Source organism: Staphylococcus sp. GDY8P196P, assembly GCF_017891705.1.
GTDB classification, from domain to species: Bacteria; Bacillota; Bacilli; order Staphylococcales; family Staphylococcaceae; genus Staphylococcus; species Staphylococcus ureilyticus.
In genome coordinates this window covers 277,298-293,379 of record NZ_JAESJS010000008.1, presented here as the reverse complement: position 1 = coordinate 293,379, position 16,082 = coordinate 277,298, and the positions used below count along the sequence as shown (strand labels likewise).

The 16,082-nt window shown below is 37.0% G+C and carries 11 protein-coding genes; 10 read left to right on the top strand and 1 reads right to left on the bottom strand.

All coding sequences use genetic code 11. The features are described 5' to 3' along the window. Positions 1-75: 75 nt before the first annotated feature. The 10 genes from rplJ to tuf all read left to right on the top strand — a co-directional run bounded on the left by rplJ (position 76) and on the right by tuf (position 14,571). Complete coding sequence (gene rplJ, locus KA814_RS04325) at positions 76-585, top strand: 50S ribosomal protein L10 (protein ID WP_046207684.1); 510 nt, start codon at positions 76-78, stop codon at positions 583-585. Positions 586-625: 40 nt separating this feature from the next. Next, on the top strand, positions 626-994 hold the full coding sequence (gene rplL / locus KA814_RS04320) for a 50S ribosomal protein L7/L12 (protein WP_046207683.1): 369 nt from the start codon (positions 626-628) through the stop codon (positions 992-994). A gap of 251 nt (positions 995-1,245) precedes the next feature. Next, the gene (locus tag KA814_RS04315) at positions 1,246-1,854 is read left to right on the top strand and encodes a class I SAM-dependent methyltransferase (RefSeq protein ID WP_070657486.1); all 609 of its coding nucleotides are present in this window, start codon (positions 1,246-1,248) and stop codon (positions 1,852-1,854) included. 199 nt (positions 1,855-2,053) lie between these two features. Continuing rightward, positions 2,054-5,605: a DNA-directed RNA polymerase subunit beta gene (rpoB, locus tag KA814_RS04310; RefSeq protein WP_064209891.1), complete on the top strand. Its 3,552-nt coding sequence runs from the start codon at positions 2,054-2,056 to the stop codon at positions 5,603-5,605. A gap of 170 nt (positions 5,606-5,775) precedes the next feature. Next, complete coding sequence (gene rpoC / locus KA814_RS04305) at positions 5,776-9,369, top strand: DNA-directed RNA polymerase subunit beta' (protein WP_169926877.1); 3,594 nt, start codon at positions 5,776-5,778, stop codon at positions 9,367-9,369. A 283-nt stretch (positions 9,370-9,652) separates the two neighbouring features. Beyond that, on the top strand, positions 9,653-9,907 hold the full coding sequence (locus KA814_RS04300; RefSeq protein WP_046207679.1) for a ribosomal L7Ae/L30e/S12e/Gadd45 family protein: 255 nt from the start codon (positions 9,653-9,655) through the stop codon (positions 9,905-9,907). Between the two features lie 94 nt (positions 9,908-10,001). Beyond that, positions 10,002-10,415, top strand: coding sequence for a 30S ribosomal protein S12 (gene rpsL / locus KA814_RS04295; RefSeq protein ID WP_019468565.1), 414 nt, complete (start codon positions 10,002-10,004; stop codon positions 10,413-10,415). 71 nt (positions 10,416-10,486) lie between these two features. Then, a complete protein-coding gene (gene rpsG, locus KA814_RS04290) occupies positions 10,487-10,957 on the top strand; it encodes a 30S ribosomal protein S7 (protein WP_019468564.1) in 471 nt (156 codons plus the stop codon). Positions 10,958-11,074: 117 nt separating this feature from the next. Beyond that, positions 11,075-13,168, top strand: coding sequence for an elongation factor G (gene fusA / locus KA814_RS04285; RefSeq protein ID WP_046207678.1), 2,094 nt, complete (start codon positions 11,075-11,077; stop codon positions 13,166-13,168). 215 nt (positions 13,169-13,383) lie between these two features. Continuing rightward, on the top strand, positions 13,384-14,571 hold the full coding sequence (gene tuf / locus KA814_RS04280) for an elongation factor Tu (protein ID WP_046207677.1): 1,188 nt from the start codon (positions 13,384-13,386) through the stop codon (positions 14,569-14,571). Positions 14,572-14,731: 160 nt separating this feature from the next. Here the strand turns inward: tuf and KA814_RS04275 are convergent, their stop codons facing one another. Beyond that, positions 14,732-15,904, bottom strand: a complete 1,173-nt coding sequence (locus tag KA814_RS04275; protein ID WP_046207676.1) for a M20 family metallopeptidase — start codon at positions 15,902-15,904, stop codon at positions 14,732-14,734. Between the last annotated feature and the right edge of the window lie 178 nt (positions 15,905-16,082).

Genomic DNA, 16,082 nt, shown 5'->3' with positions numbered 1-16,082 from the left:
AGCTGTTAATTGACGTAATTAGCAGTTGTAATCAAGATTAAAAGCACCAAATAAATAAACTATGGAGGTGTCTAAATGTCTGCTATCATCGAAGCTAAAAAACAACAAGTTGATGTAATTGCTGAATCATTAAAGAATTCAGTATCTACTGTAATCGTTGACTACCGCGGTCTAACTGTTTCAGAAGTAACTGAATTACGTTCACAATTACGTGAAGCTGGCGTTGAATTCAAAGTATTGAAAAATACAATGGTTCGTCGTGCTGCTGATCAAGTTGGCTTAGAAGATTTAAATGAACACTTAGTAGGTCCTACTGCAGTTGCTACTTCAACAGAAGATGTTGTTGCTCCAGCAAAAGTATTAGCAGGATTTGCTAAAGAACATAAAGCTTTAGAAATTAAAGTAGGTGTTATGGAAGGCAGTGTTATTTCTGCTGAAGAAGTTAACACAGTTGGTACATTACCATCACACGACGGTCTTGTTTCTATGCTTTTATCAGTATTACAAGCTCCAGTACGCAATTTCGCTTATGCAGTTAAAGCTGTTGGAGAAGATAAAGAACAAAACGAAGAAAGCGCTGAATAATTGCGCATAAAACTAATAAAATTAATGGAGGAATATTAAAATGGCTAATCAAGAACAAATCATTGAAGCAATTAAAGAAATGTCAGTTTTAGAATTAAACGACTTAGTAAAAGCAATTGAAGAAGAATTTGGTGTAACTGCAGCAGCTCCAGTAGCAGCAGCAGGTGCAGCAGGTGGCGGAGACGCTGCTGAAGAAAAAACAGAATTTGATGTTGAATTAACATCAGCTGGATCATCTAAAATCAAAGTCGTTAAAGCTGTTAAAGAAGCTACTGGCTTAGGATTAAAAGATGCTAAAGAATTAGTTGACGGAGCTCCTAAAGTAATCAAAGAAGCTTTACCAACTGAAGAAGCTGAAAAACTTAAAGAAGCATTAGAAGAAGTTGGCGCTACAGTAGAATTAAAATAATTCTAGCTGGCTAACAGTTCATAATTATATATTGAAGGTTATTCAAGCAGTTTAACACATTAGCTATTTCGATACGCTAATCTTAAATGCAATGTGGATATCCTGAAATCTTTGAGAAATGAAAACCCCGTTATCGTTATAACGGGGTTTTATCTTATTTGATCTATCCTGAATGAATCGTTTGTTGTTACAAAGTTTTGTTGAGGGTATAGTATTAATCTAAGATGAATTAGATTAAAAGAGGTGTAGTCATGAGTCATTACTATGATGAAAATCCTGAAGTAGAAAGCGCTGAACTTCCTTTTACGTATTCCTACAAAAACTATGATTTAAAATTAGTTACTGATTCAGGTGTATTTTCTAAAGGGAAAATAGACTTTGGTTCAGATTTATTAATCAATACTTTTTTGAAAGAAAATCCCCCGGGTCCTACTAAAAAAATTATAGATGTTGGTTGTGGTTATGGACCGATTGGTTTGATGATTGCAAAAGTGTCTCCGCACCATGAAATAACGATGGTTGATGTAAATCAACGCGCACTTTCCTTATCGATTAAAAATAAAACGCAAAATCATTTAGAGAATGTAGAGATCAAAGAAAGTGATGGGTTATCGCAAGTAGAGGATAATGCTTTTGATTTTGTATTAACGAATCCACCGATTAGAGCAGGAAAAAAAGTAGTTCATAGCATCTTAACTGATGCGCATCATAAATTAAAAGCGAATGGTGCCCTTTATGTTGTGATTCAAAAGAAACAAGGTATGCCATCTGCGAAGAAAAAAATGGAAGAAACATTTGGTAATGTAGAAGTATTAGAAAAGCACAAAGGCTATTATATATTAAGAAGTGTAAAAGGTTGATTAAAAACCACTGTTCTGATATAGTAATAGAATGTAAAAAATTATGTTCAATAAGTGTGTACTTTTACGTATAAATTAACAAAGTATATAAGGTGAAATAGAAAATGGTGTCATGAGTTATGCTACCGTTTTCTTTTTGTCTAATTATATTTGCTGATTTAGTAAAAGTAAACACGCAATTTTTGAGGGGTGAATCTGTTTGGCAGGTCAATTTGTCCAATATGGAAGACATCGTAAACGTAGAAACTATGCGAGAATTTCAGAGGTATTAGAATTACCGAATTTAATTGAGATTCAAACTAAGTCTTACGAGTGGTTCTTAGAAGAAGGTTTATATGAAATGTTTAGAGACATTTCACCGATTGAAGATTTCACAGGAAATCTGTCTTTAGAGTTTGTTGATTACAGACTTGGAGAATCAAAATATGATTTAGAAGAATCGAAAAACCGTGATACGACGTATTCTGCACCTCTACGTGTAAAAGTACGTCTAATCATTAAAGAAACAGGCGAAGTGAAAGAGCAAGAAGTATTTATGGGTGATTTCCCATTAATGACAGATACAGGTACATTTGTGATTAATGGTGCTGAGCGTGTAATCGTATCGCAATTAGTTCGTTCACCATCCGTTTACTTTAATGAAAAATTAGATAAAAATGGTCGCACAAACTATGATGCAACAATTATTCCTAACCGTGGCGCATGGTTAGAGTATGAAACTGATGCCAAAGATGTAGTTTATGTACGTATTGATAGAACAAGAAAATTACCACTAACAGTATTATTGAGAGCTTTAGGTTTCTCAACAGATCAAGAAATCATTGATCTTTTAGGAGACAATGAGTACTTACGTAATACATTAGAAAAAGATGGTACTGAAAATACTGATCAAGCACTATTAGAAATTTATGAGCGTTTACGCCCAGGTGAACCTCCGACAGTAGAAAATGCGAAAAGCTTACTATACTCACGTTTCTTCGATCCGAAACGTTATGATTTAGCAAGCGTGGGTCGTTATAAAGCGAATAAAAAACTTCATTTAAAACACCGCTTATTCAATCAAAAATTAGCAGAACCAATTGTTAATGCTGAAACAGGTGAAATTGTAGCTGAAGAAGGTACTGTCCTAGATCGTCGTAATTTAGATGAAATCATGGATGTATTAGAATCTAATGCGAACAGTGAAGTTTTTGAACTTGAAGGTACTGTGATTGATGAACCAGTAGAAATTCAATCTATTAAAGTATATGTTCCTAATGATGAAGAAGGCCGCACAACAACAGTTATTGGTAATGCATTCCCAGATTCAGAAGTGAAATGTATTACACCAGCTGACATCATCGCATCAATGTCATATTTCTTTAATTTATTAAGTGGTATTGGATTCACAGATGATATTGACCATTTAGGTAATCGTCGTCTACGTTCAGTAGGGGAGTTACTACAAAACCAATTCCGTATTGGTTTATCAAGAATGGAACGTGTGGTACGTGAAAGAATGTCTATTCAAGACACAGATTCAATTACGCCACAACAATTAATTAATATCCGTCCAGTTATTGCGTCAATTAAAGAATTCTTTGGTAGTTCTCAATTGTCACAATTCATGGACCAAGCCAATCCATTAGCAGAATTGACACATAAACGTCGTCTATCAGCATTAGGACCTGGTGGTTTAACACGTGAACGTGCTCAAATGGAAGTGCGTGACGTTCACTACTCTCACTATGGCCGTATGTGTCCAATCGAAACACCAGAGGGACCAAACATTGGTTTGATCAACTCATTATCAAGTTATGCACGTGTAAATGAATTTGGTTTCATTGAAACACCATATCGTAAAGTAGATCTTGAGACGAATAGTATCACAGATCAAATCGATTATTTAACAGCTGATGAAGAAGATAGCTATGTAGTAGCACAAGCGAATTCTAAACTAGATGAAAATGGTCGTTTCTTAGACGATGAAGTTGTTTGTCGTTTCCGTGGTAACAACACAGTTATGGCCAAAGAAAAAATGGATTACATGGATGTATCTCCTAAACAAGTTGTTTCTGCAGCAACAGCATGTATTCCATTCTTAGAAAACGATGACTCTAACCGTGCATTAATGGGTGCAAACATGCAACGTCAAGCAGTACCATTGATGAATCCAGAATCACCTTTCGTAGGTACTGGTATGGAACACGTAGCAGCTCGTGACTCTGGTGCTGCAATTGTCGCTAAACATAAAGGCCGTGTTGAACACGTTGAATCTAATGAAATTCTTGTACGTCAACTTATCGAAGAAGATGGACAAGAATACGAAGGCGAAATCGATCGCTATCCGTTAGCTAAGTTCAAACGCTCAAACACAGGTACTTGTTATAACCAAAGACCAATCGTTGCTACAGGTGATGTCGTAACGAAAGGTGAAATTTTAGCCGATGGTCCTTCAATGGAACTTGGTGAAATGGCGTTAGGTAGAAACGTAGTTGTCGGATTCATGACATGGGACGGTTACAACTATGAAGATGCTGTAATTATGAGCGAACGCCTAGTGAAAGATGACGTATATACTTCTATCCATATTGAAGAATATGAATCAGAAGCACGTGATACAAAACTAGGACCTGAAGAAATTACACGTGATATTCCTAACGTTTCAGATAGTGCGCTTAAAAACTTAGATGACCGTGGTATTGTATACGTAGGTGCTGAAGTTAATGACGGAGACATTTTAGTAGGTAAAGTAACGCCTAAAGGTGTAACAGAATTAACAGCAGAAGAACGCTTATTACATGCGATATTCGGTGAAAAAGCACGTGAAGTACGTGATACATCATTACGTGTACCTCATGGTGCAGGCGGTATTGTTCTAGACGTTAAAGTCTTCAACCGTGAAGAAGGAGATGACACATTATCTCCAGGTGTAAACCAATTAGTACGTGTTTATATCGTTCAAAAACGTAAAATACATGTTGGTGACAAAATGTGTGGTCGTCACGGTAACAAAGGTGTTATCTCTAAGTTAGTTCCTGAAGAAGATATGCCTTACTTACCAGACGGTACACCAATCGACATCATGTTGAACCCACTAGGTGTTCCATCACGTATGAATATCGGACAAGTATTAGAGTTACATTTAGGTATGGCTGCTAAAAACTTAGGTATTCATGTTGCTTCACCAGTATTTGATGGTGCGAGTGATGAAGATGTATGGTCAACGATTGAAGAAGCTGGTATGGCACGTGACGGTAAGACAGTATTATACGATGGACGTACGGGTGAACCATTCGATAACAGAATCTCAGTCGGCGTTATGTATATGTTGAAACTTGCACACATGGTTGACGATAAATTACACGCACGTTCAACTGGACCATACTCACTTGTTACGCAACAACCATTAGGTGGTAAAGCACAATTCGGTGGACAACGTTTCGGTGAGATGGAAGTATGGGCACTTGAAGCTTACGGTGCTGCATACACACTTCAAGAAATCTTAACTTATAAATCTGATGATACAGTAGGTCGTGTAAAAACTTATGAATCTATTGTTAAAGGTGAAAACATTACTAAACCTGGTGTTCCTGAATCATTCAGAGTATTGATGAAAGAACTTCAAAGTTTAGGATTAGATGTTAAGATTATGGATGAGCATGACAATGAAATCGACATGCAAGATAACGAAGATGAAGATGCAGTAGAACGTAAAGTGGACCTTCAACAAAAAGAAGCGCCACAATCACAAAAAGAAATTACTGACTAATACAGATCGCATTTAAGTTTATAAAAAGATATACCATTTTGGGGTAAAGTCATCGTACTTGCCTCATTATGGCCTTATCTATTATTGATAAAGAGCAATCAATCAATTTGCACAGCTAATCTAAATTGAAGGAGGTAGGCTCCTTGATTGATGTAAATAATTTCCATTATATGAAAATAGGACTTGCTTCACCTGAAAAAATCCGTTCATGGTCTTTTGGTGAGGTTAAAAAGCCAGAAACAATTAACTATCGTACTTTAAAACCAGAAAAAGATGGTCTATTCTGTGAGAGAATTTTCGGACCTACAAAAGACTGGGAATGTAGTTGTGGTAAATACAAACGTGTACGCTATAAAGGTATGGTTTGTGATAGATGTGGAGTAGAAGTAACTAAATCTAAAGTGCGCCGTGAAAGAATGGGACACATTGAATTAGCTGCGCCAGTTTCACATATTTGGTACTTCAAAGGTATTCCAAGCCGCATGGGACTATTATTAGATATGTCACCAAGAGCATTAGAAGAAGTCATTTATTTTGCTTCTTATGTTGTTGTAAATCCTGGCCCAACTGGATTAGAGAAAAAGACATTACTATCTGAAGCAGAATTCAGAGAGTACTATGATAAATTCCCTGGTCAATTTACAGCTAAAATGGGTGCTGAAGGTATCAAAGAATTATTAGATGAAATTGATTTGGATACAGAATTAAAAGAATTGCGTGATGAGTTAGAGTCTGCAACAGGACAAAGACTTACACGTGCGATTAAACGATTAGAAGTAGTTGAATCATTCAGACATTCTGGTAATAATCCAGCTTGGATGGTATTGGATGTACTTCCAATAATTCCACCAGAAATCAGACCAATGGTTCAATTAGACGGTGGACGTTTTGCAACAAGTGATTTAAATGATTTATATCGCCGTGTCATCAACCGTAACAACCGTTTAAAACGTTTATTAGATTTAGGTGCTCCTGGCATCATCGTACAAAACGAAAAACGTATGTTACAAGAAGCAGTTGATGCACTTATCGATAATGGTCGCCGTGGTCGTCCAGTAACTGGACCAGGTAACCGTCCATTAAAATCATTGTCACATATGCTTAAAGGTAAACAAGGTCGTTTCCGTCAAAACTTATTAGGTAAACGTGTTGACTATTCAGGCCGTTCCGTTATCGCTGTTGGACCAAGCTTGAAGATGTATCAATGTGGCTTACCTAAAGAAATGGCTTTAGAGTTGTTTAAACCTTTCATCATGAAAGAATTAGTTCAACGTGAAATTGCGACAAACATTAAAAATGCGAAAAGCAAGATTGAACGTATGGATGATGAAGTATGGGATGTACTAGAAGACGTCATTAAAGAACATCCAGTTCTTTTAAACCGTGCACCAACGCTGCATAGATTAGGTATCCAAGCATTTGAACCTACACTTGTAGAAGGTCGTGCGATTCGTCTACATCCACTTGCAACTACAGCTTATAACGCTGACTTTGATGGTGACCAAATGGCTGTTCACGTACCATTATCTAAAGAAGCACAAGCAGAAGCACGTATGCTTATGCTTGCAGCACAAAACATCTTAAACCCTAAAGATGGTAAACCTGTTGTTACACCATCACAAGATATGGTATTAGGTAACTATTACCTTACTTTAGAACGTAAAGATGCAGTAAATACTGGTACAATTTATAATGATACAAACGAAGTGTTGAAAGCTTATGCGAATGGTTATGTACATTTACACACACGTATAGGTGTGCATGCAAGTTCATTTAATAACCCAACATTTACAGAAGCGCAAAATCATAAAATTTTAACAACATCTGTTGGTAAAGTAATCTTTAATGAAATCATTCCTGATTCATTTGCATATATTAACGAACCAACAAAATATAACCTTGAAAACAGTACGCCAGACAAATACTTTGTTTCTGCGACAGAATTAGGTGAGGGTGGATTAAAAGCATATTTTGATGAACAACCACTCATCGAACCATTCAACAAGAATTTCTTAGGAAATATCATTGCAGAAGTCTTTAATCGATTCAGCATCACAGATACATCTATGATGTTAGATAGAATGAAAGACTTAGGATTCAAATTCTCTTCTAAAGCTGGTATCACTGTCGGTGTATCTGACATTGTGGTTTTACCAGATAAGCAACAAATTTTAGATGAACATGAAAAACTAGTTGAAAAAGTACAAAAACAATTCAACCGTGGTTTAATTACTGAATTTGAACGTTACAATGCAGTTGTTGAAATTTGGACTGATGCCAAAGACCAAATTCAAAACGAATTAATGGGATCACTTGAAAAAACAAACCCAATCTTTATGATGAGTGACTCTGGTGCCCGTGGTAACGCATCTAACTTTACACAGTTAGCAGGTATGCGTGGACTTATGGCTGCACCATCCGGTAAGATTATTGAATTACCAATCACTTCATCATTCCGTGAAGGTTTAACAGTGTTAGAATACTTTATCTCTACACATGGTGCACGTAAAGGTCTTGCCGATACAGCACTTAAAACAGCGGACTCTGGTTATCTTACTCGTCGTCTTGTTGATGTGGCACAAGATGTTATCGTTCGTGAAGAAGACTGTGGTACGGACCGTGGTTTACTTGTATCTGATATTAAAGAAGGTACTGAAATGATTGAACCATTCAGCGAACGTATTGAAGGTCGTTATTCTAAAGAAACGATTCGCCATCCAGAAACAGATGAAGTCATCGTTCGTCCAGATGAGTTAGTAACAGCAGAAATTGCTAAGAAAATCACAGACGCTGGTATAGAAGAAATGTATATCCGTTCAGCATTCACATGTAATACACGTCATGGTGTATGTGAAAAATGTTATGGTAAAAACCTTGCTACTGGTGAAAAAGTTGAAGTTGGTGAAGCAGTTGGTACAATTGCTGCCCAATCCATCGGTGAACCAGGTACACAGCTTACAATGCGTACATTCCACACAGGTGGTGTAGCAGGTAGTGATATCACGCAAGGTCTTCCTCGTATCCAAGAGATTTTCGAGGCGCGTAACCCTAAAGGTCAAGCAGTCGTGACTGAAATTGAAGGTGTCGTAGATGACATTAGCGTTGCCAAAGATCGTCAACAAGAAATCGTCATCAAAGGCGCAAATGAAACGAAATCTTACCTAGCTTCAGGTACTTCAAGATTAAAAGTTGAAGTTGGCCAAAGTGTTGAACGTGGTGAAGCACTCACAGAAGGTTCAATTGAACCTAAGAACTTCTTATCTATATCTGGCTTGAATGCAACAGAAAGTTATTTATTAAAAGAAGTTCAAAAAGTTTACCGTATGCAAGGTGTTGAAATTGATGATAAACACGTTGAAGTTATGGTAAGACAAATGTTACGTAAAGTACGTATCATTGAAGCTGGAGATACGAAATTACTTCCAGGTGCACTTGTAGATATTCATAACTTTACAGATGCGAACCGCGAAGCATTCAAAGAACGTAAACGTCCAGCAACATCTAAACCTGTATTATTAGGTATAACAAAAGCTTCTCTTGAAACTGAAAGCTTCTTATCAGCAGCTTCATTCCAAGAAACAACACGTGTACTTACAGATGCTGCTATCAAAGGTAAACGTGATAACTTACTTGGACTTAAAGAGAACGTTATTATTGGTAAGCTCATCCCAGCTGGTACAGGTATGAGACGTTACAGTGATGTACAGTATGATAAAGCGACACCAGAAGAAGTTGTTGAAGAGATTCAACCAACTGAAATCTAGTATTGCTTTTAAAATATGAAATGGTTTAGCATTCATTTGAGCTTGTATAAACATATAGACATGTGTTGAAGTTGTAGGATTGCAACACGTGTCTATGTCTTAAGTGACTGACCATTTTACTTTGGGCGAAATAAAAGATGAGATGGTAACATTTGATCTTTATTTCGCTCTTTTATTTTTTTATATATTTTCTGCAAAAAATGCTAATTAAAGTTGACTACGCAGTAATTTTGATGTTATTATTATTAAGGTTGATGCAAGCAGAACTTTGGAGGATATTTAGATGTCTAATGAAAAAGTTGCACGCTTTAACAAACAACACTATGTTATTGGTCTTAAACAGACGCTAAAAGCTTTGAATAAAGATCAAGTGACATCATTGATTATCGCTGAAGACGTTGAAGTTCATCTAATGACTCGCGTGTTAAGTCAAATCAATCAAAAAAACATATCTATCTCATTTTTCGAGAGCAAACGAGCTTTAGGAAAGTATGTAGGTATAAACGTTAATGCGACTGTTGTTGCATTATTGAAATGAGATTAGTAAGATTTTTCTTACTAAATTTTATTTACCTTTAAAATGAACCACCTGGATGTGTGGGATTATAAAAGAAGAGAGGAGGACATATTTCATGCCAACTATTAACCAATTAGTACGTAAACCAAGACAAAGCAAATCAAAAAACTATGATTCACCAGCATTGAACAGAAACTACAACAGTAAAAAGAAAAAGTACACTAGCTTAAACTCACCGCAAAAACGTGGTGTTTGTACACGTGTAGGTACTATGACACCTAAAAAACCTAACTCTGCGTTACGTAAATATGCTCGTGTGCGTTTGTCTAACAACATCGAAATTAACGCGTATATCCCTGGTATCGGACACAACTTACAAGAACACAGTGTTGTACTTGTACGTGGTGGACGTGTAAAAGACTTACCTGGTGTACGTTACCACATCGTACGTGGTGCACTTGATACTTCAGGTGTTGACGGTCGTAGACAAGGTCGTTCATTATACGGAACTAAAAAACCTAAAAAATAAGTTTAAGATTGCGTAAATTTTCGTTATAAAGAATGAAAATATATTATAATTAGGAAGGGAGGATTTATATTATGCCTCGTAAAGGATCAGTACCAAAAAGAGACGTATTACCAGATCCAATTCATAACTCAAAATTAGTTACTAAATTAATTAACAAAATTATGTTAGATGGTAAACGTGGAACAGCTCAAAAAATTCTTTATTCTGCATTTGAATTAGTTCAAGAACGCAGTGGTCGTGAAGCTATCGAAGTTTTCGAAGAAGCTATCGACAACATTATGCCAGTATTAGAAGTTAAAGCACGTCGTGTAGGTGGCTCTAACTATCAAGTACCTGTAGAAGTTCGTCCAGAACGTCGTACTACTTTAGGCCTTCGTTGGTTAGTTAACTATTCACGTCTTCGTGGTGAAAAAACGATGGAAGAACGTTTAGCTAACGAAATTTTAGACGCTGCAAACAACACTGGTGGTGCAGTTAAGAAACGTGAAGACGTTCATAAAATGGCTGAAGCTAACAAAGCCTTCGCTCACTATCGTTGGTAGGATAGTAGGTTTTCCCTGAGCATGTTCCACATTGATAGTTTACTATCTAGGTGCATGCTTAGGGCATCGCCATATTTATAGTATTTATTCGCAGTTATACTGGAAGGAGAAAAATACATGGCTAGAGATTTTAGTTTAGAAAGAACTCGTAATATCGGTATCATGGCTCACATCGATGCTGGTAAAACAACTACGACTGAACGTATTCTTTACTATACTGGACGTATCCATAAAATTGGTGAAACTCATGAAGGAGCTTCACAAATGGACTGGATGGAACAGGAGCAAGACCGCGGTATTACAATCACATCAGCTGCAACAACAGCTTCATGGGATGATCACCGTGTAAACATCATCGATACACCTGGACACGTAGACTTCACTGTTGAAGTTGAACGTTCATTACGTGTACTTGATGGTGCGGTTACAGTACTTGATGCGCAATCAGGTGTTGAACCTCAAACTGAAACAGTTTGGCGTCAAGCAACAACTTACGGCGTTCCTCGTATTGTATTCGTAAACAAAATGGATAAACTAGGTGCGAACTTTGAATATGCTGTAAGCACAATTCATGATCGCCTACAAGCGAATGCACAACCAATCCAATTACCAATTGGTGCGGAAGATGAATTTGAAGCAATCATCGACTTAGTTGAAATGAAATGTTTCAAATACAACAATGACTTAGGAACTGAAATTGAAGAAATTGAAATTCCTGAAGATCAAAAAGAAAGAGCTGAAGAAGCTCGTGCAACACTTATTGAAGCAGTAGCTGAAACAAGTGATGAATTAATGGAAAAATATCTTGGTGACGAAGAAATTACTGTAGCTGAATTAAAAGACGCTATTCGTCAAGCAACTAATAATATTGAATTCTACCCAGTTCTTGTTGGTACTGCCTTCAAAAACAAAGGTGTTCAATTAATGCTTAACGCAGTAATTGACTATTTACCTTCACCATTAGATGTTAAACCAATTATCGGTCACCGTGCTGATGATCCAGAAGAAGAAGTTATCGCAAAAGCGGATGACAATGCTGAGTTCGCTGCACTAGCGTTCAAAGTAATGACTGACCCTTATGTTGGTAAGTTAACATTCTTCCGTGTGTACTCAGGTACATTAACTTCTGGTTCTTATGTTAAAAACTCTACGAAGAATAAACGTGAACGTGTAGGTCGTTTACTACAAATGCACGCTAACTCTCGTCAAGAGCTTAACACAGTTTACTCAGGAGATATCGCTGCTGCGGTAGGTCTAAAAGAAACTGGTACTGGTGATACTTTATGTGGTGAGAAAAATGACATTATCTTGGAATCAATGGACTTCCCAGAACCTGTTATTCACTTATCAGTTGAACCAAAATCTAAAGCTGACCAAGACAAAATGACTACAGCTTTAGTTAAATTACAAGAAGAAGACCCAACATTCCATGCACACACTGACGAAGAAACTGGACAAGTTATCATCGGTGGTATGGGTGAGCTTCACTTAGACATCTTAGTTGACCGTATGAAAAAAGAATTTAACGTTGAATGTAATGTTGGTGCGCCAATGGTTTCATACCGTGAAACATTTAAGCAATCAGCACAAGTTCAAGGTAAATTCGCGCGTCAATCTGGTGGTCGTGGACAATACGGTGACGTTAAAATTGAATTTGAACCGAACGAAACAGGCGGCGGTTTCGAATTCGAAAACGCTATCGTTGGTGGTGTAGTTCCTCGTGAATACATTCCATCAGTTGAAGCAGGACTTAAAGATGCTATGGAAAACGGTGTATTAGCTGGTTATCCATTAATTGATGTTAAAGCAAAATTATTTGATGGTTCATATCATGATGTCGATTCATCAGAAATGGCCTTCAAAATCGCTGCATCATTAGCGCTTAAAGAAGCAGCTAAAAAATGTGAACCAGTTATCTTAGAACCAATGATGAAAGTTACAATTGAAATGCCTGAAGAATACATGGGTGACATCATGGGTGATGTAACATCTCGTCGTGGACGTGTTGATGGTATGGAACCTCGTGGTAATGCACAAGTTGTAAATGCCTTTGTACCACTTTCAGAAATGTTCGGTTATGCAACTTCATTACGTTCTAATACACAAGGTCGTGGAACATACACAATGTACTTCGATCACTATGCAGAAGTTCCAAAATCAATTTCTGAAGATATAATTAAGAAAAACAGTGGTAATAAAACAGCTGAATAATTAGACTTGTATTGTGCAGTGACAGTCTGTACAATACATGTAAAGCATAATTATATGGCTTACAGTTTTATTAATTGATTTTTTAGGGAAAATGCATTATAAAGGTACTGTATGGTCCTTTTAAACTAAATTAATCATCTTCTCATGATGGTGAGAAACTGTCATGAGAGATAAATTTAACAATTATTTTTCTAACGAATAGGAGAGATTTTATAATGGCTAAAGAAAAATTCGATCGCTCAAAAGAACATGCCAATATTGGTACAATCGGACACGTTGACCATGGTAAAACTACTTTAACAGCTGCTATCGCAACTGTTTTAGCAAAAAATGGTGACACTGTTGCACAATCATACGACATGATTGACAACGCTCCAGAAGAAAAAGAACGTGGTATTACAATTAATACTGCACACATCGAGTATACTACTGACAAACGTCACTATGCTCACGTTGACTGCCCAGGACACGCTGACTATGTTAAAAACATGATCACTGGTGCTGCACAAATGGACGGAGCTATCTTAGTAGTATCTGCTGCAGATGGTCCAATGCCACAAACTCGTGAACACATCCTTTTATCACGTAACGTTGGTGTTCCAGCATTAGTTGTATTCTTAAACAAAGTTGACATGGTTGACGATGAAGAATTATTAGAATTAGTAGAAATGGAAGTTCGTGACTTATTAAGCGAATATGACTTCCCAGGTGACGATGTACCTGTAATCTCTGGTTCAGCATTAAAAGCACTTGAAGGCGACGCTGACTATGAGCAAAAAATCTTAGACTTAATGCAAGCTGTTGACGAATTCATTCCAACACCAGAACGTGATTCTGACAAACCATTCATGATGCCAGTTGAGGACGTATTCTCAATCACTGGTCGTGGTACTGTTGCTACAGGCCGTGTTGAACGTGGTCAAATCAAAGTCGGTGAAGAAGTTGAAATCATCGGTATGCAAGAAGAATCAAGCAAAACAACTGTTACTGGTGTAGAAATGTTCCGTAAATTATTAGACTATGCTGAAGCTGGTGACAACATTGGTGCGTTATTACGTGGTGTTGCACGTGAAGACATCCAACGTGGTCAAGTTTTAGCTGCTCCTGGTTCAATTACACCACATACAAAGTTTAAAGCGGAAGTTTACGTTTTATCTAAAGATGAAGGTGGACGTCATACTCCATTCTTCAGTAACTACCGCCCACAATTCTATTTCCGTACTACTGACGTAACAGGCGTTGTTACTTTACCAGAAGGTACTGAAATGGTTATGCCTGGCGACAATGTTGAAATGGAAGTTGAACTAATTTCTCCAATCGCTATCGAAGACGGTACACGTTTCTCTATCCGTGAAGGTGGACGTACTGTTGGATCAGGCGTTGTAACTGAAATCTACAAATAAGATATCTTATCTTTAATATAGATTTGAAGAGTCTCCATGTTGGAGGCTCTTTTTTTATTTTTGATGTAATATTTATTTTTCAACTGAATAATATTATGATTAAGGTTGAAATTTAAAGTGTAAGATATTTGGAAATAAAAAGACCCTAGGCTATTCAGGCCTAGGGCTTAATTACATTTTCCAACTCTAATATTTTTAAAAACTGGCTGGCACTATATTTTAATGCCTTTTCATCTAGATTGAAATATGGGCTATGGTGTGGATGTGTGGTATCTTTTTCAGGGTTACCACAACCTGTTAAAAAGAATGCACCTGGACGTACTTTTTGATAATGTGAAAAGTCCTCGCCAATCATCATTAATTCAGATTCGTTAAATCTTAAATTCATCTCATTTGAAGCTTGTTTAACGATGTCAAAGCATTTAGGATTATTGTGGACAGGCAAATAACCTTTAATATAATCAAAATCATAAGTAATATCATTCGCAACAGCCAACCCTTGCAATAGCTTATCCATCTTGTGCATCACATGTGCTTGTACTTCTGTATCAAAAGTACGCACCGTTCCTTTACAAAATGCAGTATCTGGAATGACATTATCTGCCGAACCAGATTGTACCATACCGAAGCTAATAACAGCTTGTTTTACTGGATCAATCGTTCTAGAAACAATTTTTTGCGCACTAATGATAAATTCAGCCATAATGACAACAGGATCGATGGTTTCGTGTGGCTTCGCACCGTGTCCACCTTGACCATGAATCGTTACGTTGAATTCATCTGGAGAGGCCATCATCGCACCAGGACGAGAATAAATTGTGCCGGTAGGATAGCCACTCCACAGATGGTTTCCATATATTCTATCTACGTTTTGTAAGCAGCCATCATCAATCATTTCTTGTGAGCCACCTGGCATAATTTCTTCACCATATTGGAAAATTAGCACGACATCACCATTTAATTTGCTTTTATGTGCGTCGATGATTTCAGCAACGGCTAGTAGTATTGCAGTATGACCATCGTGCCCACATGCATGCATTGCACCAGGATTTTTAGACTTGTAATCTACTTCAGTGAGTTCATTGATAGGTAAAGCATCAAAATCAGCACGTAATGCAATCGTTGGACCGTCTCCTTGTGCACTAAATGTTGCGACAATACCATTTCTTCCAACGGGCGACCGTACCTCGCATGATAGTTGGCTGAGTTGATTTAGGATGTAGTCACGTGTATGATACTCCTCAAATGATAATTCAGGATATTGATGCAAATAGCGACGTATTTGTATCATTCTGTTTTCCTTTTCTCTTGCTAGTTGAAACCAATCAAACAACTTCAACCCTTCTTCCTTAAAATGATTATTCTATTATATCATTTTAAATGACTTTACTGTAGAGACAATTATTGTGACTTTAATTAGATTGTAGAAAACGCTTTAATAAATCGTGTGATTCTACTTTCCTGATACAAGAAAATGGGTTATGATAGGATTAAATAGTAGATAACTCAAA